The following is a 21,162-nucleotide window of genomic DNA, read 5'->3' as shown; positions in this document are numbered from 1 at the left end:
GGATAAGGCTCGCTGAATGTCTTGGTGAATGATAACTTAGCTACGGCTTATCCAGTGTAGTCGATGAAGGCGCGTTTGCAGCGAGTTCACCAGTCACCTCAAGCACTTGGCTTGCTTGGGCAGATGTGGTTTCGGGCTCCGCGGCGGGTGTATCCTGCACCGCTAAAGGCTGCCCCTCGAGGTTAGTTTCGTTGATATCGCTGCTGGACTCATAGTCCAAATACTCGGGCATGGCGGCGGTAATTTCGGCGCCCAGCAGCACGATCATCCAAGATAAATATACCCAAACAAATAGAATAGGAATGGTCGCCAGCGCACCATAAATGGCTTCATAACTTGGAAATTTCGTCACATACAAGGCAAAACCTTTTTTCCCCAACTCGAATAGCAAGGCCGCCACCACTGCACCGAGTAGTGCGTGCCAAAACTTCACCTTTTGATTCGGCACCACCATATAGAGCAGTAAAAACGCAGCCACCGAAAATAACAGCGGCAAACGTTCGATAAACAGCGGCATTACGCCAGATAAGGTGTCGCCCTCAAACAGCTTTAACGACACCACATAGGAGGTCGCGACTAGGCTCGCCCCCACCAGCACAGGGCCTAAGGTAATCACCATCCAATACATGGAAAAGGCCACGACCACAGAACGTTTTTCCTTAGTGCGCCAAATATTATTCAGTGACTTATCAATGGCGGAGATCAGCATAATCGCCACCACCACTAAGGCCGCAATCCCCACCGCTGTGCCTTTAGAGGCATTACCCACAAATTCATTGATATAGACTTGTACCGTATCGCCCGCTGCGGGCAGAAAATTCTCGTAAACGAAGGCTTCAATTTGGCCGCGGATCCCCTTAAACACAGGAAACGCCGACAGCATAGACATAGTCACCGCCACCATAGGAACGAGCGATAATAGGGTGACATAGGCCAAGTGGCCCGCACGAATATTGATTTGATCTTCTACTAGGCGCTGGCGTAAATGCAGCAGGAAGTGCCAAATCCCAAGGAGTAAGACTCGAATTTGTGCCAGATCTATCTTCTTAGTCACGGGTTTCTCTTGATTCTGTTGGTATAGACTCGTTATCTTCGTACAATAAACACTTAATTTACAAGTCTAAGGAGTGAATTGATGTCACAACAAGGATCCACTGGCAATGTTATCGCCGCAATCGCTAGTCTGTTTTTCCCCGGCCTAGGCCAACTGCTACAAGGGCGAATTTTGGCAGCATTGCTATTCTTCGTGGTCACTGTAGTCGGCTACGCCCTTTGGTGGTTAATTGTGCCCGCGGTAATTGGTGCTATCTTTCACCTCTGGAGCATTATCGATGCGGCGCGTTTTAAAGCCGACTAACTTCATCTGACTCAGTGACGGAATACCCAATGAAAAGATTGATCACCTCTAGTCTGATAGCGGCAACGCTATTACTGACGGGCTGCCAGAGTGCCTATTACGGTGCCATGGAAAAAGTGGGCTACCACAAGCGCGACATTATGGTCGACAGAGTGAAAGCCGCGAAAGAATCCCAAGAGGATGCGCAAAAAGAGTTCAGCTCAGCACTCGAGGAGATGCAAGCCCTACTCAACCACAATGGTGGCAACCTCGAAAAGGCCTATAACAAGGCTAAAGATGAATACGAGTCAGCCCAAAGTGCCGCCGATGATGTAAGTAATCGCATCAACAAAGTCGAAGATGTTGCCGAGGCGCTATTCGATGAGTGGCAAACGGAAATTGGTGAGATCAGCAAAGCGAGCCTACGCCGCAACAGTGAAACTAAGCTCAAGGAAACCCGTCGCTCCTACGAGCAGTTGATTAAAACCATGCGCCGCGCCGAATCAAAAATGCCGCCCATTCTCACCGCTATGAAAGACAATATGCTGTATTTAAAGCATAACTTAAATGCCCAGGCGATAGGCGCGATTAAAGGTGAATTTGCCAACTTACAAACGGATATCTCAGGCTTAATCAAAGAGATGAATAAATCTATCAACGAGTCTACTCGATTTATCGAGGCCCTTGATAACTCAAAAGGGTAAGGCCATTTAGCTTGCTCAAACTGGCTGTTAATTCCGTCAAACCAATCTGAATTAACAGCTTAGCACTGATGCTCTAACCCTCTAAACACCTCGGCAAGCTGCGATGGCGGTTTGCTGTTGATTTTATCCTCCCTGCATTCCCAGTTTCGTTTGTGCAAGGCTAAGATTTTTAGCTTTGTGAGCGATGGCGCGCTTTAGTGTGATGATTCAATCAATATTGGATCTAACGCACAAATTCACTTTAGGCTCATAAACTTATCTACAAAAGATTGCTCAGATTGAATACGTGTATTCTATTTGCAGTATTAACATGACCTTTATTGAATCCCTTACCCTAATGTTGGCCCTAATGTATATTGCCTCCCTAAGCTATTGGAGTGGTAAAAAATGGGGAGCAGTAACCACCTTACTCCTGAGTGTTGGCGCCGTGGCGATTAGCCTCTACTGGCCCTTGGCGCTCGCCCTAATCATTGCCTTGCCCCTTGCACTTATTGCCCATAAGTTTGCTCCGGTGGAGTATAAGGCCGAGATAAAAATCAACGCCCTGCGTGAAGGTTGCCAACACCTGCTCGCACTCTCGTTGTTTTTAGTCGCCATCCAATACTGCATTAATGCTATCCAACTCAAACAAGGGGTCACGCCTTGGTTAATGCGCCCTGATGTTGTCGATGCCTTTTTGCCCATCGCCGGCGGGATTGAATTAAAAGCCATATTGACGCTCAACCTGTGGGACCAAATCCATCCCGCCGCCGCAGTGATGCTCGCCGCCGTGCTACTCACTGGCCTACTCTGTAAACGCGCCTTTTGTGGCTGGGCCTGCCCCTTAGGACTTGCCGGCGAATACCTTTACGCCTTGCGCAAACGCTTTATCAAAGCAGAACTTGCGCCCCCAGCATGGCTAGACTGGCCACTACGGATGCTGAAATACTTATTACTGCTAGGGCTGTTTTATGTAGTGATCGGCATGCCAAGCGAGTCGATTCCCTATTATCTGCAGGGTAACTACCACAAGATTGCCGACCTTAAGATGGCACTGTTTTTTGTCACACCAGGGCTTATTACCTTAGCCTGCTTTGCTCTTATCCTCGTCCTCGCCGCATGGCGTCGCCAAGGTTTTTGCCGCTACTTGTGTCCCTATGGTGCCATGCTCGGACTGTTAAGTTTTGCCAGCCCACTCAAAATCCGCCGCGATACTCAGCATTGCCTGATCGAAGCCAAGGGTATGAAGTGCGACAAATGCACCCGCGCCTGCCCAGCCAACATCATAGTGCATACCAAAACCACGGTTCGCAGCGACGAATGCCAAGCCTGTATGCGCTGTGTGGCGGCCTGCCCTAAATCGGCGGCACTCGGTTTTGGCCTTAAATCGGGTCACAGAGTTAGCCATAAAGGATTGTTAGTCTTGTTATTATTGGCGCTCTTCCTCCTGCCACTCGGCGCTTATTTAGCCGGGTTCTGGCATAGCCAAACACCGGACGCTATCCGCATGGAACTTATCCAAGTGATTGACCGAGTGGGTCATTAACTCTCTGATTTGTTAATAAGAGACATAAAAAAGGTGCAGTCTAAGCTGCACCTTTTATGGTCACGATAAGCTTGAGTGCCAGTGACTAAGCCAAATCGAACCTGTCGGCATTCATTACCTTAGTCCAAGCGGCCACAAAGTCATGCACAAACTTCTCTTTGGCATCATCCTGCGCATAAACCTCAGCATAGGAGCGCAAAATCGAGTTAGAGCCAAACACCAGATCGACACGGGTAGCGGTCCACTTCACTGCGCCAGTTTTACGCTCGACTATCTCATACAAATTAGTACCCGCAGGCTTCCAGTTGTAGGCCATATCGGTAAGATTCACAAAGAAATCATTAGTTAACACACCCACTTTGTCGGTAAACACGCCGTGGCGTGTACCGCCATAGTTAGTGCCCAACACCCGCATTCCCCCAACCAACACTGTCATCTCATGGGCGGTTAACCCCATAAGTTGAGTGCGATCGAGCATCATCTCCTCGGGCTGAACTATATAATCCTTTTTCTGCCAGTTACGATACGCATCGTGCAAAGGCTCAAGTACGGCAAAGGATTCCACATCGGTCATTTCCTGCGTGGCATCACCACGGCCAGGCATGAAAGGTACTGTGATATTGACTCCCGCAGCGTGGGCGGCCTTTTCAATCGCCGCAGCGCCACCGAGGACAATCAAGTCGGCAATACTGACCTTTTTGCTTAAGCTTGCCTGCAACGCGCTCAACACCTGCAATACTTTTTGCAAACGCTCGGGTTCGTTGGCCTGCCAATCTTTTTGTGGTGCTAAACGGATCCGTGCGCCATTGGCGCCACCGCGGAAATCCGAGCCTCGGAAGGTGCGCGCGCTGTCCCACGCGGTTGCGACCAATTCGGAAACACTGAGTCCCGAGGCTAATAATTTCGCCTTCAGGTCGACAATCTCACTGGCATCCAAACGATAATCAACGGTTGGGATGGGGTCTTGCCAAATCAGCTCTTCACTCGGCACTTCTGGCCCTAAATAACGGCTCTTAGGCCCCAGATCGCGGTGAGTTAACTTAAACCAAGCACGGGCAAATACCTCGGAGAAATAGGCGGGATCTTGATAAAACTTCTCGGAGATCTTGCGATACTCGGGGTCCATTTTCATCGCCATATCCGCATCGGTCATGATGGGGTTAAACTTGCGATTCGGGTCGCCCACTGAGACGACTTTATCTTCCTCTTTAATATTAATAGGTTCCCACTGAGAGGCGCCCGCGGGGCTTTTTTTCAATTCCCAATCGTAATTTAACAGTAGGTGAAAATAACCGTTATCCCATTGAGTGGGATGAGTCGTCCAAGCGCCTTCGAGACCACTGGTAACGGTATTCGCGCCAGTGCCTGGGCCTTTTTTGTTGAGCCAGCCCAAACCTTGGGCCTCAAGTTCTTCGCCCTCGGGTTCAGGGCCAAGATCCTGTGCCTTACCATTGCCATGGCATTTGCCCACCGTATGACCACCGGCGGTTAAGGCCACGGTTTCTTCATCATTCATCGCCATTCGTGCAAAAGTGACACGCACATCTTGAGCGGTGCGCAGTGGATCGGGTTTACCATCAACCCCTTCAGGATTCACATAAATCAGCCCCATCATTACGGCAGCTAAGGGATTTTCAAGGTCACGCGCGCCCGAATAACGGCTGTTAGGATTATCACTTGGCGCAAGCCATTGTTTTTCAGAGCCCCAATAAATGTCTTTTTCAGGATGCCAAATATCCTCTCGACCGCCGGCAAATCCATAGGTTTTTAAGCCCATAGACTCGTAGGCCACATTACCCGCGAGGATCATCAAATCTGCCCATGAGAGTTTGTTGCCGTATTTTTTCTTAATCGGCCAGAGTAAACGGCGGGCTTTATCAAGGTTGGCGTTATCGGGCCAGCTATTGAGTGGGGCAAAGCGTTGATTACCCGTCCCCGCACCGCCACGGCCATCGGCAATGCGATAGGTTCCCGCAGAGTGCCATGCCATGCGGATCATCAAGCCACCATAATGCCCCCAATCGGCTGGCCACCAATCTTGGCTATCGGTCATAAGAGAATGTAAGTCCTGCTTCACGGCAGCGAGATCAAGGGTCTTAAAGGCTTCACGGTAATTAAAGTTGGGATCCATGGGATCCGTCTTCTTATCATGCTGATGCAAAATATCGAGATTTAGTGCCTTAGGCCACCAATCCATATTGTTGCTGGCAACGGCTGAATTTGCCCCATGCATCACGGGGCATTTACCTTGAGAGTGTTGAGTCTTGTCCATGGAATATTCCTTTACTTATGGCTAACGAAGGGAATGACCCTATAAGGCGTCATTAGGCTTATCTGGTTTGGACGTCTTCTAAAACGTTTATCGTTTGCATTAATCCCTTCTGCACTGTTCCAAAGTAACGATTAATGCACCATTCGGTCTGTATACTAAACAAGCAAAATGACAACATTTCAAACTTTTGCCACTAAAGCTAGGTAACTGTAACAAGAACAGCAAACCCTAGCTCAAAAAGCGGGCACAGATCACACTATTGGTGGTTTTTACATCACTATCTTGATTTTAATCAGAACGGAAGATGGTTTTATCACTAATACTCATCTCAAATAAGAACAATAAAACGCTTATATTCTTACTTGAGGTGAATCTATGCGACAGAGACGCTTGCAACTTATGCAGTCACTTTTTGATGAATATATTGAGATGTACGCTGCACGGGATGACAAACTCACAGCCCGCTTTAGCGATACTTTTAGTGGTTATGCAGGTAGCAGCGATATTCTTGTCACCAGTAAAGATGAATGGGTAAAAATAACCCGTCAGGACTTCGCCCAAGTCCCCGAACGGATCCATATTGAAGTATTAGATCTTTCACTACAGGATCTTGCCGAAGATATTATTGTTATTACAGCGTTTTTCCATATACACCTCCCTATTCCAGACTCGATACTCAGCCAAGAAACCGCAAGGTTAGTGCTGATTTTTCGCCAAGAAAGCAACGATTGGAAAATCGTCCATAGTGGAATATCCATTCCCTATGGTTTAGCAAAACAAGGCGAAATTTACCCGATGACGAGTTTAGAAGAGCGCAATCGAGAGCTAGAGTCCATTATACAAGCGCGAACCTATGAACTTGCCGAAGCGAACAACAGACTCGAAAAACTCAGCAATACCGATGGGTTAACCAATATTGGCAACCGTAGATTGTTTGATCAAATGCTGCAAAAGGAATGGAGTCGTGGGCAACGCAACAACACGCCACTCTCGCTTATCATGCTCGATATTGACCACTTTAAATTATTTAACGATTTTTATGGCCATCTCGCTGGAGATGATTGTCTCAAGATGCTGGCGAACAGCTTATCTCAATCAGGTCGTCGGGCAGGTGAATTGGTTGCACGCTATGGCGGCGAAGAATTTGTTATTTTACTCCCCAATACGGATCACCAAAGCGCACTCGACACCGCCAAGCACGTACATCAACTTATTCAATCGCTTGCTATACCCCATATTAAAACAGACATAGGAATTGTCACGGTCAGCGTGGGGGTCGCGTGTTTACTCCCCTCAGATAGACATAATGCCTTAGAATTAGTCCACCAAGCAGATACCGCCCTTTACTTGGCGAAGTCCGCAGGTCGTAACTGCATACGCTCAGTACATGAACCTGAAATATAGCCATTAAAAAGCCCCGCTAAGTTGCCTTAGCAGGGCTTTATTCACTGTATGGCAGTCACTTTACGTGACCACCACAACCACCATTAACCGCGGCTAGCGCGCTTACGGTCGTTTTCAGTTAAGTGTTTCTTACGAACACGGATGCTCTTAGGTGTTACTTCAACTAATTCGTCATCATCGATAAACTCAAGCGCTTGCTCGAGTGTTAAAGTGATTGGCGTAGTCAGTACTTGAGCTTCGTCAGTACCAGAAGCACGCATGTTAGTTAGCTGCTTACCTTTCAGGCAGTTAACTGTCAGGTCGTTAGAACGTGAGTGAATACCCACAACTTGACCTTCGTAAACTTCGGCTGCGTGGCCAATAAACAGACGACCACGGTCCTGCAGACCGAACAGTGCGAATGTCAGCGCCTTACCCGTAGCGTTAGAGATCAATACGCCGTTAGCACGTTGACCGATATCGCCACCTTTGTGCGGACCGTAGTGATCGAATGAGTGGTAAATCAGACCAGTACCAGAAGTTGCAGTTAAGAACTCAGTTTGGAAACCAATTAAGCCACGGCTTGGGATGATAAAGTCAACGCGCACGCGGCCTTTACCGTCAAGCTGCATATCTTTCATCTCAGCCTTACGGATACCCAGCTTCTCGATGACTGTCCCTTGATGCTCTTCTTCAACGTCAACGGTCAGGGTTTCGTATGGTTCACACAGTTCGCCATCGATGGTTTTTAAGATAACTTCTGGGCGAGAAACCGCTAATTCATAACCTTCACGACGCATGTTTTCGATCAGGATAGATAAGTGTAATTCACCACGGCCAGATACCGCGAAACGGTCTGGGCTGTCGGTTTCTTCAACACGCAGTGCCACGTTGTGCACTAATTCCTGTTGCAGACGCTCAAGAATGTTACGTGATGTCACGTATTTACCTTCTTTACCTGCGAAAGGTGAAGTGTTGACTTGGAACGTCATGGTCAGCGTTGGTTCGTCAACTGATAGTGGTGGTAGTGCTTCAACATTACCAGCGGCACACACAGTGTCAGAAATCTTCAGCTCGCCTAAACCAGTAATCGCTACGATGTCGCCCGCGTTTGCAACGTCAACTTCGGTACGCTCTAAGCCCATGTAACCTAATACTTGGCCCATTTTACCGTTGCGTACTTTACCGTCAGCACCAATTACGCTCACTTGTTGGTTAGCTTTGATGCTACCACGCTTGATGCGACCAACACCGATTACACCTACGTAAGAGTTGTAATCAAGCTGAGAAATTTGCATCTGGAACGGACCTTCAGCATCTGCTGCAGGTGGAGATACTTTTTCAATGATAGTCTGGAACAGTGGCGTCATATCTTCACTGACGACATCCGGATCTAAAGTTGCAAAACCGTTTAATGCAGAAGCATAAACGATTGGGAAATCTAATTGCTCGTCAGTCGCACCTAAGTTATCGAACAGGTCGAATACTTGGTCGATAACCCAATCAGGGCGTGCACCAGGGCGGTCAATCTTGTTGATAACAACGATTGGCTTTAAGCCTTGGGCGAACGCTTTCTTGGTTACGAAGCGAGTCTGTGGCATTGGACCGTCAACGGCGTCAACCAGCAGTAATACTGAGTCAACCATAGACAGAACGCGCTCAACCTCACCACCGAAGTCGGCGTGGCCTGGGGTGTCTACGATGTTGATGCGGTAGTCGTTCCACTTGATGGCAGTGTTCTTTGCCAGAATCGTGATTCCACGCTCCTTTTCAAGATCGTTGGAGTCCATCACCCGCTCAGTAGCTTCTCCCCGGGTCTCAAGGGTTCCTGATTGCGACAGCAGCTTGTCAACCAGGGTCGTTTTGCCATGGTCAACGTGCGCAATAATGGCGATGTTACGTAAATTCTCTAGCACAGATAAACCTCTTACCATCAAACAAAATTAGGGATATTACAATATTCGTTACAGCAATCTACGTTGAGTCGCCATAAAAAAGCGTGACATTCTACTCCAGAGCGGCCATATCGCACAGGATTATTTTTGAACACTTATAAAACTATTTTTTGGGGCCTATGCTAACGAATCAGTTATGGCGATAAGGCAAATAACCCAAATGCACCGTTAACGCGCAGACAATTGCCACGTTATCTCGAACTCAATACGACTAACCAGCTGAAATTACTATTTTTCACTGGAATGTCATTGCAGACTATGCGCTCAAGGCCGCCATAAGTATAGCGAATAACCCCAATTCGGCAGCCCCGTTTTTTCGTCCAAACACATCAGTATGCCAAACCGCTACCTAAGTATTTTCTCTATAGCCTAAATAAATGGCTTTAGACGCAGTTTCAATAAACTCTATTCCCACCTAAGAACAACAAGACTAATCAATTGATTTTTAATGATAAGAAATGAAAACAAGCCAAAATCATTATCAGAAAAACAGCTTAGCATCTCACTGTTTTGTGACATTATGGCGAGCACTGAAAACAGTGAGCTTACGCGGTTATCTAGACTTATTTATATGCTAAATTCATTCTGTTTTGCTGAGCCTAATGGATAGTAACAGGCTAACAGCGAGTATGCTGCTCAGCTTGAATATGGATATGAATTAACCAAGCAAGCCGATGCTCATCGTCACTGCACTAAAATGGGGGGCGAATGGCGCGCACCAAAATGGATGAATGCACCAAAATACCACATCAAAACGCACCAATAAGGTGCAACACAGAGTTAAAGATAGTGCGATAAAACACATATTCATTAATTATCAACAAGTTAAATTGTTGGCATAGATATCGCTTTATAGCTAGTAAGTTTTGCTCAAGCACAACTTGAGTTAAAAGATTATAGAAGGGACATCCCTTTACCCTACCGGAGACTTGAGAATGTCAGTTGAATCAGTTTTAAAGCAACTTGAAGAATTAGAAGTTAAGTTTGTTGATTTACGTTTTACCGACACCAAAGGTAAAGAGCAGCACGTATCTATCCCAGCTCATCAGGTAGACGCTGACTTCTTCGAAGACGGTAAAATGTTTGACGGCTCGTCAATCGCTGGCTGGAAAGGCATTAACGAATCAGACATGGTACTGATGCCAGACCCAACTACGTTCGTACTGGATCCATTCACCGAAGAAACCACTGCGCTGATCCGTTGTGACATTCTCGAGCCAGGCACTATGACTGGTTATGACCGCGACCCACGTTCTATCGCGAAAAAAGCGGAAGAATACTTACGCTCTACCGGTATCGCTGACACTGTATTAGTTGGACCAGAACCAGAATTCTTCCTGTTCGACGATGTCCGTTTCGGTACTGACATGTCTGGTTGTTTCGTGAAAATCGACGCTAAAGAAGCGGCATGGAACTCTGGCACTAGCTACGAAGGTGGCAACACTGGTCACCGTCCATTCGTGAAAGGCGGTTACTTCCCAGTAGCTCCTGTTGACTCATCACAAGACTTACGTAGCGCTATGTGTTTAGTGCTCGAAGAAATGGGTCAAGTGGTTGAAGCTCACCACCATGAAGTGGCGACTGCGGGTCAAAACGAAATCGCAACTCGCTTCAATACCCTGACTAAGAAAGCGGACGAAATCCAAATTCTGAAGTACGTAGTACACAACATGGCTCACGCCTACGGTAAGACTGCGACTTTCATGCCTAAGCCAATCGTTGGCGACAACGGTAGCGGTATGCACGTTCACCAATCTCTGGCGAAAGATGGCGTAAACCTGTTCGCAGGCGACAAATATGCTGGTTTAAGTGAAACTGCACTGTACTACATCGGTGGTATCATCAAGCACGCTCGCGCACTGAACGCTTTCACTAACCCAAGCACTAACTCTTACAAGCGTTTAGTACCACACTTCGAAGCGCCAGTGATGTTAGCTTACTCAGCACGTAACCGCAGCGCTTCAATCCGTATTCCAGTGGTACCAAGCCCTAAAGGTCGTCGTATCGAAACTCGCTTCCCAGATCCACATGCAAACCCATACTTAGGTTTCGCAGCACTGCTGATGGCGGGTATCGACGGTATCCAAAACAAGATCCATCCAGGCGAAGCGATGGATAAAGACTTGTACGATCTGCCAGCGGAAGAAGCGGCTGAAATCCCACAAGTAGCGACTTCATTAGAAAACGCCCTTGAAAACCTGCAAGCTGACCACGAGTTCTTAACTCGCGGCGGTGTATTTAGCGAAGATTTCATCCAGTCTTACATTGCACTGAAATCTGCAGAAGCTGAGCGTGTAAGCCGTACAACTCACCCATTAGAGTTTGAAATGTACTACAGCCTGTAATGGCTAGATGCATGCAATTACTCACTGTATAAATGCATGCATAAAGTATCAAAGCCCCAACAGTTTTGCTGATGGGGCTTTTTGTTTCTTGAAGGTATACGCTTCTTTCATGCTGGTGCAATGACCAACACTTTTCTCTAAATGGCGACATAGCCAACCACTTATTTATCATCAAAAGAAAGCATACCAGCAGACACCACTGCAATAACAACAATAGGGACAGATGTCGTTTAAGACTGAGCTAAACGCGATATAAAACTAACTTATAGGCAGAGGCGTTAACTACTGCGACACTAAAGTTGGGAGTCTCTTTACTGTTGTCTCATTACTGCTGCTGAATAATTGACACATATATTCATGTGGTTAGAATGCCGACTTGCTAAAACTGAATATATCGGTGTCGAACAAAACCAGTTCGGGTTCCATAAGACTAACGCCCAAAGTTAATCAAGCGAGTCGCTCATACCGAAACAATGCGGTTTTTCACATATAAACAATGGAGTGGTTATGCGTTGGTTGACTTGCTTGGTCGTGTGCTGTTCTCTCACGGGATGTGCAACAATAACATCGAGGATGGGAGAAAATTCAACTTGGGGGCATTCTTTCTCCAGTGTTCAAACTGCTGTTGATAATGGCGAGGAGTGTGCGATAGTTTCTGCGTTATCCGCCCCGCCACTGCTACTGTTTACTATCCCTCTGACACTGGTCGATATGGGTAGCTCGCTGATCGTCGATACCGTGATGCTGCCAGTCGATTTGGCTATCACGCCCAGTAATCCCAAGCTCCGAACCCCGCGTTCTATGTTCTGCCACTATAACTACAGCATTTGAGCATATTCGCCCCAATAAATGACCTCAGCCTCAGGGCATGGGTTAACGACATCGGCATTAGGGGGCGCCTTGGCGCCCCAGAGCCATGCTCACTGTTCGAGGCTATTACGCCATGTCGGCTGAGCAAGCTATGCTCAATCAGTTAACGATGGGCGTTTATTACCTCCAGTAACCTTAGGATATCGGCCTCATCGTTATAAATATGTGGCGATACGCGTATCCCTAAACTGCGGGCATCGACACTGATATTCGCCTCAGCCAATGCCGCCATGATCGGCGCTTGCCGCTCGCCAAATTGCAAAATCAGCGTACCGCTACGCTTATCGATTGCCCTCGGCGAGACGAGCTCATTGTCCAATGCCTGTACCACTGGAGCCATCAGTTGCAAGTTATGCTCACGCATCGCCAGTGAGCCAATATTGGCAAAATATTGAATACTATGGGCGGCAATAGCGTAGGGGACGATAGAAGGCGTGCCGCCCCAAAACCGCAACGCTGTTGGATGATAGCGAAAATCATGAATATCAAACTCGAAGGGATTTTCATGGCTAAACCAACCCACATCCTGTGGCTGACATTCGGGCAAAATAGCCGGATTGACCCACAGATACGCAGCGCCGGGGCCGGAGCATAACCATTTCACACTCGAACCAATCATAAAATCTGGCTGTAGCTTGGCTAAATCCAGCGGCAAAATCCCAGCCGATTGCGCCACATCCACTATGCTCAAGCAGCCACGCTCACGGGCAAGGGGGATAATCTGCGCGAGGGGGGCCTGTTGTCCCGTGTTAGAATAGGCATGGCTGACAAAGACTAAATCGACATCGTCGCTGATATGTGCGTCCCACACATTGGGGTCGGTAACATCTAAGCCCTTGGGAATAAAGCGCAGTTCACAACTTGCGGGCAATGCCTTTTTAAGGGCGAATCCCATGCTAGGAAAATCAATCTCGCTCATCAGCACCACGGCGCCATCGCGATTTAATCTATCCAGTGACATCACCAACTTGGTCAATGCGCTCGATAGATTCACCTGCGGGCAAAAGTCCTGCGGCTGACCATTAAAAAGGCTTGCCAGCGCCGCGGTAAAGTTATCGATGACACCTAACCATTGACCCCAAGGCTCGCGGCCAGACTCCTGCCAAGGTGCAAAAAACGCCTGCTTAAACGCCTGCTCGGTCGATTTGAGTGGCCGCCCCACGGAATGGTTAAGCAGATATCCAGGGCCTGCGAGGCAAAAATCCTGTTTTACATTTAGCAGCATGGCCTTACCTCAAACTGTCTTTGAGTTTTTTCAAATCATAATAACGGGTGCGAATATCGTCACGTAATACAGCCGCGCGTCTATCCCTTAAACGCTCAAGGGAGGCGAGTAACACAGGCAATGGTGGACCACTGGCGGTCACTTTGGCTAAATGTTGTTGTTCCATGCTGACCGAAGGCTCAGCAATATACTTAGTCACTAATTCATTGTGATGTTGAATCGCAGTTTGCCCATGTAATTCACAGACTTCGATAAACAGCTTGAGATTTTCTTGATACCAGTCCTGATGCACACAGCCCTTGGCCTGCAAAAAGTCATCCATCAAATTAGGGCGGCGCATGCATTCCCGCAAGATTTGCTGATCCTCCGGCATCATGTATAAAAACTTATCCACCAGCATTTGCGAATAAGATGCTTCGTTGGCAAAACATAAACCTAGGGTTAAATCGATAACGTTAATCCCAGCAAAGTCGCCCGCATTGGCGCCACGATACACCACAGAACCAACCCGATAGGGTTTGTAATATGGGCGGACACAGTAGAAGAAACGGTCCGTATCTAAACGATTGAATAACTGCGTATTCGAATCAATCACATCCTGCAATGCCTGCTTAGCGACGCGCAGTAAATCGTGACTAATTGGATGAGAAATCCCCAAAGGCTGGATTTTTAATAGCGCATCAGCTGCACGTTTATAGGCCAAAATGCCTTTAGTGTTGTAATCCACAAACAGTTTTTCATCGGGCAGATCGGTAAAGCGTTTGTAGATACCATTATGGGCGCGGTTATGGGTGGTTAAATGGGCGGTAGCAAAGCGCGGCGTGACTCCAATTGAGGCGCCGATATGCATCGCCAGCGCTGACGCTTCAAGAAGTGGCGAGGTGGTCTCCCGTGTTGGCTCAGTAATTTCATGGCGGCGGCAGGCGGCCATATACAGGCCAACATTGCCTAGCAAATCAAAAGCACTATCAAAGCCTTCGTCGGTATTACCCTCATCGAGCAAAGCCTTAATCAGCCCTCGCCCTTCGCTTTCTAGAGTTTGCTTAAGCTCGGTACCGATATCTTGCACATTAGCACGGTCGATCTGCTGGTAATAAAGCTGTTCAAGCTGCGAGTTGAGTTCTACAAAGCGGCTGCGGATCCACTCATCGAAGGCTTCGGTATTATAGGTGGCAGGTTTCACTTGGACATCCTTGGCGATTGTTATGGTTATTTTTACCGGAGCAAGTACTAGGGCATGTTTCACTTGGCTACAGGCGCCATTAGCGCTTCCGAGTTAACAAGGATGCAACTTCTGGCGACACGTTTCTAGCGCTAGCTCAAATTTATGAAAAATCTAATGCCACTTTTTATTTACACCTTGCGCCAGCGCAAGTTATCAAAGTCAATCGCCTCGCAAAATAACGCCAAATACAGCTAGTCCTAATACAAATAGCGCGGCAGGTTCCGCAGGGGTAAATCAAAATGATTTTAATGGAATTTATTGTCGTACTCGGCTGCTTGCTACTGGGCACCCGCTATGGTGGTATGGGGCTCGGGTTGATAAGTGGTATAGGTTTATTTTTACTGACGTTTGTCTTTGGTCTCGCCCCCGGACAGCCACCAGTGCAAGTGATGTTAACCATTCTTGCGGTTATCGGTTGTGCCGCAGTATTGCAAACCGCAGGCGGCTTAGATGTGATGATGCAGTTTGCCGAACGTTTACTGCGCCGCCATCCACAGTACATCACCATTCTGGCACCGTTAACTACATGGACGCTCACCTTTTTGTGCGGTACAGGCCATGTGGTTTACACCATGTTCCCGATTATCTCTGACATTGCTCTGAAGAAAAACATTCGCCCAGAACGCCCCATGGCGGTCGCCTCCGTCGCCTCACAAATGGCGATTTGCGCCTCCCCTGTATCAGTCGCAGTCGTTTCTATGGTATCGATTTTGGCGGCGCAGCACGGTGTCGGCCATGCCTACAGCATGCTAGACATTTTAATGGTGTCGGTGCCCGCCTCTCTTTGCGGTGTGTTAGTGGCGGCACTGTGGAGCCTACGTCGCGGCAAAGATTTAGATAAAGACGAAGAGTTTCAAGAACGAATTCAAGATCCTGTGCAAAGAGCCTTTATCTACGACAAGGGCGAAACGCTGCTGAATCAAACCTTCCCCAAAGAAGCGTATTGGGCAACAGGGATCTTCTTTGCCGCTATCGCTGCTGTAGTGTTACTCGGCTCCTTTAGCGAGCTGCGTCCAGTGTTTGAAGAGAAAGGCAAGCTCGCACCCCTGTCGATGAACCTAGTGATCCAAATGATGATGTTGATTGCAGGCGCATTTATTTTGATGAGCTGCAAAGTCAAGCCAGCTGAAATTGCCAATGGTCCGGTTTTTAAAGCGGGTATGGTGGCGATATTCTCGGTATTTGGCGTGGCGTGGATGAGCGATACTTACTTTATCAGCCATATGGATGTACTGAAGGAAAACCTCTCCCACGTAGTGCAAAACCAACCTTGGACCTATGCCCTAGTGCTGTTTTTAATCTCCAAACTGGTCAATAGCCAAGCGGCCGCGCTCACGGCGATTGCACCGATGGGATTAGCTTTAGGTGTCGATCCTAAGCTATTAATTGCTTTTTTACCCGCCAGTTATGGCTACTTTGTGCTGCCCACTTATCCAAGCGATTTGGCCTGTATCGGTTTCGATCGCTCAGGTACCACTAAAATTGGTAAGTTCATCATTAACCACAGCTTTATTATTCCAGGGTTGATTGGTGTTAGTACCGCATCAACCGTGGGTTATCTGTTGGCAACTGCGCTACTGTAAAGTTAGTTTGCGTTAATAAGCACATATAATCAGGCCGATAGCACATTAACGCTATCGGCCTGACGAATTAAAGATGTGCAAGCGCTCAGTACGAAAGTATTAAGCTCCCGCCACATTCCCTTATAAGCTAGACGTCTTTAGCAACAGCAGCATACAATCCCGCCTTATATCATGCTGAATCAATTTATCTTTTGAGAATGTCATACTAAAGATGATTAAAGGTTTTCGCTTATGGATGCTGATTGTGGGTCTGGGGCTTAGCGTCAGTTTTCTCGGCTATCAGTTGCTTACACGCTATCACTTCAACACTGCTCACCAAGTGGGTGACATTATCGACTCCCTCAATGGAATCGAGATTTACTATAACGGTGGCGTTAACACTAATGAGGGACGCAACCTCTCCCTCGACGGCTATAACCTCGGCATAAAATATCAGTGCGTAGAATTTGTTAAGCGCTACTTTTACCAACGATATCAACACAAAATGCCTGACAGTTTTGGGTACGCCAGAGACTTCTTCGATAATCTGCTCACTGATGGCAGTTGGAATGAAAAACGTGCACTGCGCCAATTTACCAATGGCAGCCAAAGCAAACCTATGGCAGATGATTTGCTGGTCTTTGCCCCATGGATGTTTAATCCCTATGGCCATGTCGCCATTATCGCGGCCGTCACGGACAACAGTATCGAAATCGCCCAGCAAAACCCCGGCCCATTTGCCCCATCAAGGGAATATTTTCCATTAGAACAACGGGCTGGACTCTGGTATATAAACGCACCACGCGCCAAAGGATGGTTACGCTGGGAGGCAATAAGCCCTAAGGTGATAACAGAAACAGGCGGCTTTATCGACCCTGCGATGGCCATTAAGGAATAAGCTATGGGGATTTTTAACTGGGTAAAACGGCTATTAGCCATAAAAGCGACAACCCGCTCGCAGGCAACGGATCTTCAAGCACTCTTTGGTGGCGAGGCAACTGCGAGTCTCACTTTACCTCGCCACCAAGCTTATCCCTTAGTCACGCCAACAACTGAGACTGAATTATCCGCCTATCAACTCCATTGCTTGCTGAATGATCAAGATAAACAGCGACTCGACACTTTACTTTGCCAGGCGGGATTCGAGCAAATTGTAGGTTCTGATGCGCCATTTAATGGCGTACTGCATCACACCAACCTACAGACAACAGTATTTTTACAGCAATATGCTGATTTTGCCGGGATCTGTGTATTGCTGATCACCAATGATATCAATCTATTGCAACAGCTTATTGCCTTTAAAGCCGCGCCGCCTCCACCCTGGGAAAGTTTTCCCAATGTTGATCCTGATACACTTGGGAGTTTGCAAGGGAACCTTGAGTTTTGGTGCGATGCGTTTTGGCGACCCTATTGGTTATCACTTGGTGAAACCGAGCGCCTGCAATATCCAATAAACTGGCGTGAATTCAGTGAGTTTCACTAAAAGATTTATGTAAGAGATAACAATGAAACTGAAATATATCGCATTCACTCTCGCACTCTTTTTCCTTGCCGGATGCTTGGTGCCAGAACAACCTATCATCCCCGTAAAAGGTGCCACGAATAAGGATTGGAATAGCCAAACCTTTTGGTATGAGCCTTGGGGAAGTTCAGGCACACACAAGGGTATCGATATTTTTGCCGCAGCCAATACCCCCGTGGTCGCACCAACGCCCATGCTACTGCTGTACAAGGGTGACTTTTTAAAAGGCGGAAAAGTCGTTGTTGGACTCGGCCCTAAATGGCAAATGCATTATTTTGCGCACCTAGGCAGCATTGAAGCATCTTCAGGCTTATTCGCGACAGGTGGAGAAACGCTAGGCACAGTCGGTACGACTGGCAATGCTCAAGGTAAACCACCCCATTTGCACTATTCCATTTTAAGCCTGTTCCCAAGAACTTGGCGAATAGACACTTCAACCCAAGGATATAAAAAGGCTTTTTATCTCAATCCCATTGAGTATTTAGAGGCTAAGTAAGCTTTATTGAGGATTTAACTGTTAGAGATTAACGGCTCACTCAACGGGCACTTCTAGCTCATTTTCTGCCGCGAGAGCCTGTGCAACTCGTTCGGCCTTAGCGATATATTTAGGTTTATTACTGGTGTGAAGCTTGGCATTGGCTTTTTTCGCCTTCTGCTTAAGCGTTTGATTAATTTTCTTTTTGCGGTTCATAAGCGCTGTATCTGGGCAATATTCAAGCCGACATTATAGCCATCCTAGGCCACAGCAACAAATCAGTAGGATGAAGATAAACCCTCAATCTTAATACACCTATAATTGCTATCCGAGTCACAAGTTGCAAAAAACGCCACATTTTAGCTCGTTTGCTTTACAGATCGACTAGACAACCTTGAATGACTTCCTTATCATCCGCAGTTAATAAAAATCACTATCATTTGCAATGTTGTTTAACGGAAGAGTCTGATGCCAAGGAATTCGGTGTAGCAAATTCACACGCCCTTAGCAGGAAGTTATATGACGTTCAAAACCTCGTTTGTTGCTCTCGCTGTCTTTGCAGCACTCACCCAAACCGCTATTGCACAAGAAAAATCCGACACGGAAATAAATAAAAACAAAGAAATAGAAAGAATTACCGTGACCGCGAGCCGTATGGATAAATCCCCAAGCTCGATTCCTAATACAGTGACCATTATCGACCGCGTGCAACTCGAAGAACAGTTCCGCACCACCAAAGATCTGTCGACCATTATCGGCAACTTAGCACCAAGCTTTTCACCTAGCCGCCAAAAGATGAGTAATACGGGTGAAACCCTGCGTGGTCGTGCACCATTAATTATGATCGATGGCGTGCCGCAATCGAACCCGCTGCGCAGCGGTGGCCGCTCAGGACAAACTATCGATCCTGCAATGATTGAACGCATTGAAATTATTCACGGCGCCAATGCGATGCACGGCCTAGGCGCACAGGGCGGTATTATCAACTACATCACCAAAAAGCCCACGGGCGATAACCAGCACGTCGCCAGTTTTGATGTCACAGTCCCTGACTCACTCAAGTCTAACGGTGTCAGTTTTGGTGCCAGCTATGCGTTTTCAGGCGAGTCAGAATTGATCGATATGCTAGGCTCGGTCAGCTATCGCAATAACGGGGTTTACTACGATGCCAATCACGATGTGATTGGGGTGGACACGACGCAAGGCGAGTCCATGGATAGCCAGAGTAAGGACTTCTTCATCAAATTAGGCCACAACTTTACCGAGTCACGCCTAGAGCTGATGGTTAACCATTACAACATGGATAACAATGGCGACTGGATGGCCGTTGCAGGTAATAAACCCAATGGTATTCCAACCGGTGCCGTGGAACAAAAACAGCCCTGGGAAGCGGCTAATAACCAAGTCACCACCACTAGTTTGACCTATAGCCACGAAAACATTGCAGGCCAACAGCTCAACATGCAGTTGTTTAATCAAGACTTTAAAGCGGTGTACGGCGGTGGTTGCTTCGATAGCTTCTACGATCCTTCCTTTGAAGGCAGCGATCAAGTGGTTCAATGCGGTGTAAATAGCAAAGGCGAGCACTTATACTACGAGCAATCACGCAACTCTTCGGTTAAATGGGGCCTAAAAACTTCGTTAATCGCGAAAAACATTGCAGATACTGGCATCGATGCGGCCTATGGTATCGACTTGTTCCGCGATACAACTGAACAGGACTTAGTGAAAACTGGGTTCTCTTGGGTACCTGAAAGCACCTATGATAACTTCGCGCCGTATCTACAGTTAGACTATGATTTAATTAAAGATTTAACCGTATCAACCGGTGTGCGTTACGAGCACGCTACCCTCAATGTTGATGACTACAAAACCCTCTATGGCGCTGGCAATAAGCAAATCGCGGGGGGCGAAGCCACCTTTGATGAAACCTTATTCAATGTCGGTTTATCCTATAAAATTACGCCGGATATCCGCGTCTACACTAGCTACAACCAAGGTTTTGGCATGCCAGACATTGGCCGTATTCTGCGTGATGGAAACAGTTTCCCCGGCGCCAATCCAAGCATTAGTGACTCTTTAGCCTTAACTCCAATCGTGACGGATAACGTTGAATTGGGTGCCGATTATCAAGGTAGTTTCTTAAGTGCTAAGATTGCTTACTACCGTTCTGCTACCGATTTTGGTGCCCGTTTAGCCTTAAACAGCGACGGTTTCTATGATGTAAAACGTGAAAAAAGCGTCATTGATGGGATCGAAGCGAATGTTACCGCTTATCTAACAAGCAATGATGATTTGGGCATGAACATCGCACTGCAACGGGGCGAATACGATGTAAACGGTGATAATAAGGTCGATACTGATCTCGATGGCGCCAATATTTCCCCGAATCGTATCAACTTATTCTGGACCCACAACTTCGATAATGAAATGTCGACACGTGTTCAAGCAAATTACTTTATGGACCGTGATTTTGAAAATGCCAAAGGTGCTAAATATGCCGAGTTTGATGGTTACACCACTGTCGACGCGTCATTTTCAATGCCGCTCTACACGGGTACCTTAAGCATTGGTGTACAAAACCTGTTTAATAAGGATTATTTCAACTACTACTCACAAACCATGGGTACAAATGATCGTTATTTCAAAGGTATGGGTCGTACTGCCACTATAGGTTATACCGTAGCGTTTTAATAAATGCCTCGGGTTGAATTGATAATCAGCGCAACTTAGGTTGCGCTTTTTATTGGCTCATTGAAACAC

Annotated in this window: 17 protein-coding genes; 11 read left to right on the top strand and 6 right to left on the bottom strand. The window is 47.2% G+C overall.

The window, feature by feature from the left end; translation table 11 throughout:
• Nucleotides 1–40 precede the first annotated feature (40 nt).
• Nucleotides 41–1,054, bottom strand: a complete 1,014-nt coding sequence (locus L976_RS20750) for a virulence factor BrkB family protein (protein WP_047539720.1) — start codon at nucleotides 1,052–1,054, stop codon at nucleotides 41–43.
• Nucleotides 1,055–1,135: 81 nt separating this feature from the next.
• Between L976_RS20750 and L976_RS20745 the strand changes: the two genes are divergently transcribed.
• The 3 genes from L976_RS20745 to L976_RS20735 all read left to right on the top strand — a co-directional run bounded on the left by L976_RS20745 (nucleotide 1,136) and on the right by L976_RS20735 (nucleotide 3,565).
• Nucleotides 1,136–1,357 (top strand): hypothetical protein, encoded by a 222-nt coding sequence (locus L976_RS20745; RefSeq protein ID WP_037423215.1) that lies wholly within the window; start codon nucleotides 1,136–1,138, stop codon nucleotides 1,355–1,357.
• Nucleotides 1,358–1,386: 29 nt separating this feature from the next.
• Nucleotides 1,387–2,040 carry a DUF2959 domain-containing protein gene (locus L976_RS20740; protein WP_047539718.1) on the top strand — a complete coding sequence of 218 codons (654 nt, stop codon included), beginning with the start codon at nucleotides 1,387–1,389 and terminating at the stop codon, nucleotides 2,038–2,040.
• A 310-nt stretch (nucleotides 2,041–2,350) separates the two neighbouring features.
• The gene (locus L976_RS20735) at nucleotides 2,351–3,565 is read left to right on the top strand and encodes a 4Fe-4S binding protein (protein WP_047539716.1); all 1,215 of its coding nucleotides are present in this window, start codon (nucleotides 2,351–2,353) and stop codon (nucleotides 3,563–3,565) included.
• An 85-nt stretch (nucleotides 3,566–3,650) separates the two neighbouring features.
• Here L976_RS20735 and katG read toward each other — a convergent pair whose 3' ends face one another.
• Nucleotides 3,651–5,837 (bottom strand): catalase/peroxidase HPI, encoded by a 2,187-nt coding sequence (gene katG, locus L976_RS20730; RefSeq protein WP_047539714.1) that lies wholly within the window; start codon nucleotides 5,835–5,837, stop codon nucleotides 3,651–3,653.
• A gap of 375 nt (nucleotides 5,838–6,212) precedes the next feature.
• Here katG and L976_RS20725 point away from each other — a divergent pair, with 375 nt between their 5' ends.
• On the top strand, nucleotides 6,213–7,241 hold the full coding sequence (locus tag L976_RS20725) for a diguanylate cyclase domain-containing protein (RefSeq protein WP_047539712.1): 1,029 nt from the start codon (nucleotides 6,213–6,215) through the stop codon (nucleotides 7,239–7,241).
• An 83-nt stretch (nucleotides 7,242–7,324) separates the two neighbouring features.
• Here the strand turns inward: L976_RS20725 and typA are convergent, their stop codons facing one another.
• Nucleotides 7,325–9,136: a translational GTPase TypA gene (gene typA, locus L976_RS20720; protein WP_037425027.1), complete on the bottom strand. Its 1,812-nt coding sequence runs from the start codon at nucleotides 9,134–9,136 to the stop codon at nucleotides 7,325–7,327.
• 974 nt (nucleotides 9,137–10,110) lie between these two features.
• Between typA and glnA the strand changes: the two genes are divergently transcribed.
• Nucleotides 10,111–11,520 (top strand): glutamate--ammonia ligase, encoded by a 1,410-nt coding sequence (gene glnA / locus L976_RS20715; RefSeq protein WP_037425030.1) that lies wholly within the window; start codon nucleotides 10,111–10,113, stop codon nucleotides 11,518–11,520.
• Nucleotides 11,521–12,093: 573 nt separating this feature from the next.
• Entirely contained in the window at nucleotides 12,094–12,351 is a 258-nt protein-coding gene (locus L976_RS20710; protein WP_226871843.1) for a YceK/YidQ family lipoprotein, read from the top strand.
• 142 nt (nucleotides 12,352–12,493) lie between these two features.
• On the opposite strand, the gene L976_RS20705 is transcribed toward L976_RS20710, so the two are convergent.
• Both L976_RS20705 and L976_RS20700 read right to left on the bottom strand, forming a co-directional pair.
• Nucleotides 12,494–13,615: an aminotransferase class V-fold PLP-dependent enzyme gene (locus L976_RS20705; protein ID WP_047539710.1), complete on the bottom strand. Its 1,122-nt coding sequence runs from the start codon at nucleotides 13,613–13,615 to the stop codon at nucleotides 12,494–12,496.
• Nucleotides 13,616–13,619: 4 nt separating this feature from the next.
• Nucleotides 13,620–14,798, bottom strand: a complete 1,179-nt coding sequence (locus L976_RS20700; RefSeq protein WP_047539708.1) for a PrnB family protein — start codon at nucleotides 14,796–14,798, stop codon at nucleotides 13,620–13,622.
• 281 nt (nucleotides 14,799–15,079) lie between these two features.
• On the opposite strand from L976_RS20700, the gene L976_RS20695 reads away from it, so the two are divergent.
• The 4 genes from L976_RS20695 to L976_RS20680 all read left to right on the top strand — a co-directional run bounded on the left by L976_RS20695 (nucleotide 15,080) and on the right by L976_RS20680 (nucleotide 18,420).
• Nucleotides 15,080–16,423, top strand: coding sequence for an anaerobic C4-dicarboxylate transporter (locus tag L976_RS20695; protein WP_037423187.1), 1,344 nt, complete (start codon nucleotides 15,080–15,082; stop codon nucleotides 16,421–16,423).
• A gap of 211 nt (nucleotides 16,424–16,634) precedes the next feature.
• On the top strand, nucleotides 16,635–17,300 hold the full coding sequence (locus L976_RS20690) for a CHAP domain-containing protein (protein ID WP_047539706.1): 666 nt from the start codon (nucleotides 16,635–16,637) through the stop codon (nucleotides 17,298–17,300).
• Between the two features lie 3 nt (nucleotides 17,301–17,303).
• Nucleotides 17,304–17,885, top strand: coding sequence for a hypothetical protein (locus L976_RS20685; RefSeq protein WP_047539704.1), 582 nt, complete (start codon nucleotides 17,304–17,306; stop codon nucleotides 17,883–17,885).
• Between the two features lie 22 nt (nucleotides 17,886–17,907).
• The gene (locus L976_RS20680) at nucleotides 17,908–18,420 is read left to right on the top strand and encodes a M23 family metallopeptidase (protein ID WP_047539703.1); all 513 of its coding nucleotides are present in this window, start codon (nucleotides 17,908–17,910) and stop codon (nucleotides 18,418–18,420) included.
• Between the two features lie 36 nt (nucleotides 18,421–18,456).
• Here the strand turns inward: L976_RS20680 and L976_RS22520 are convergent, their stop codons facing one another.
• Nucleotides 18,457–18,615 carry a DUF2986 domain-containing protein gene (locus tag L976_RS22520; protein WP_037425046.1) on the bottom strand — a complete coding sequence of 53 codons (159 nt, stop codon included), beginning with the start codon at nucleotides 18,613–18,615 and terminating at the stop codon, nucleotides 18,457–18,459.
• A 303-nt stretch (nucleotides 18,616–18,918) separates the two neighbouring features.
• On the opposite strand from L976_RS22520, the gene L976_RS20675 reads away from it, so the two are divergent.
• Nucleotides 18,919–21,093 (top strand): TonB-dependent receptor, encoded by a 2,175-nt coding sequence (locus L976_RS20675; RefSeq protein ID WP_047539701.1) that lies wholly within the window; start codon nucleotides 18,919–18,921, stop codon nucleotides 21,091–21,093.
• Nucleotides 21,094–21,162 lie beyond the last annotated feature (69 nt).

It is taken from the genome of Shewanella sp. ZOR0012 (assembly GCF_000798835.1).
Lineage (GTDB): Bacteria > Pseudomonadota > Gammaproteobacteria > Enterobacterales > Shewanellaceae > Shewanella > Shewanella xiamenensis.
This window is presented reverse-complemented; position numbering and strand designations above follow the sequence as displayed.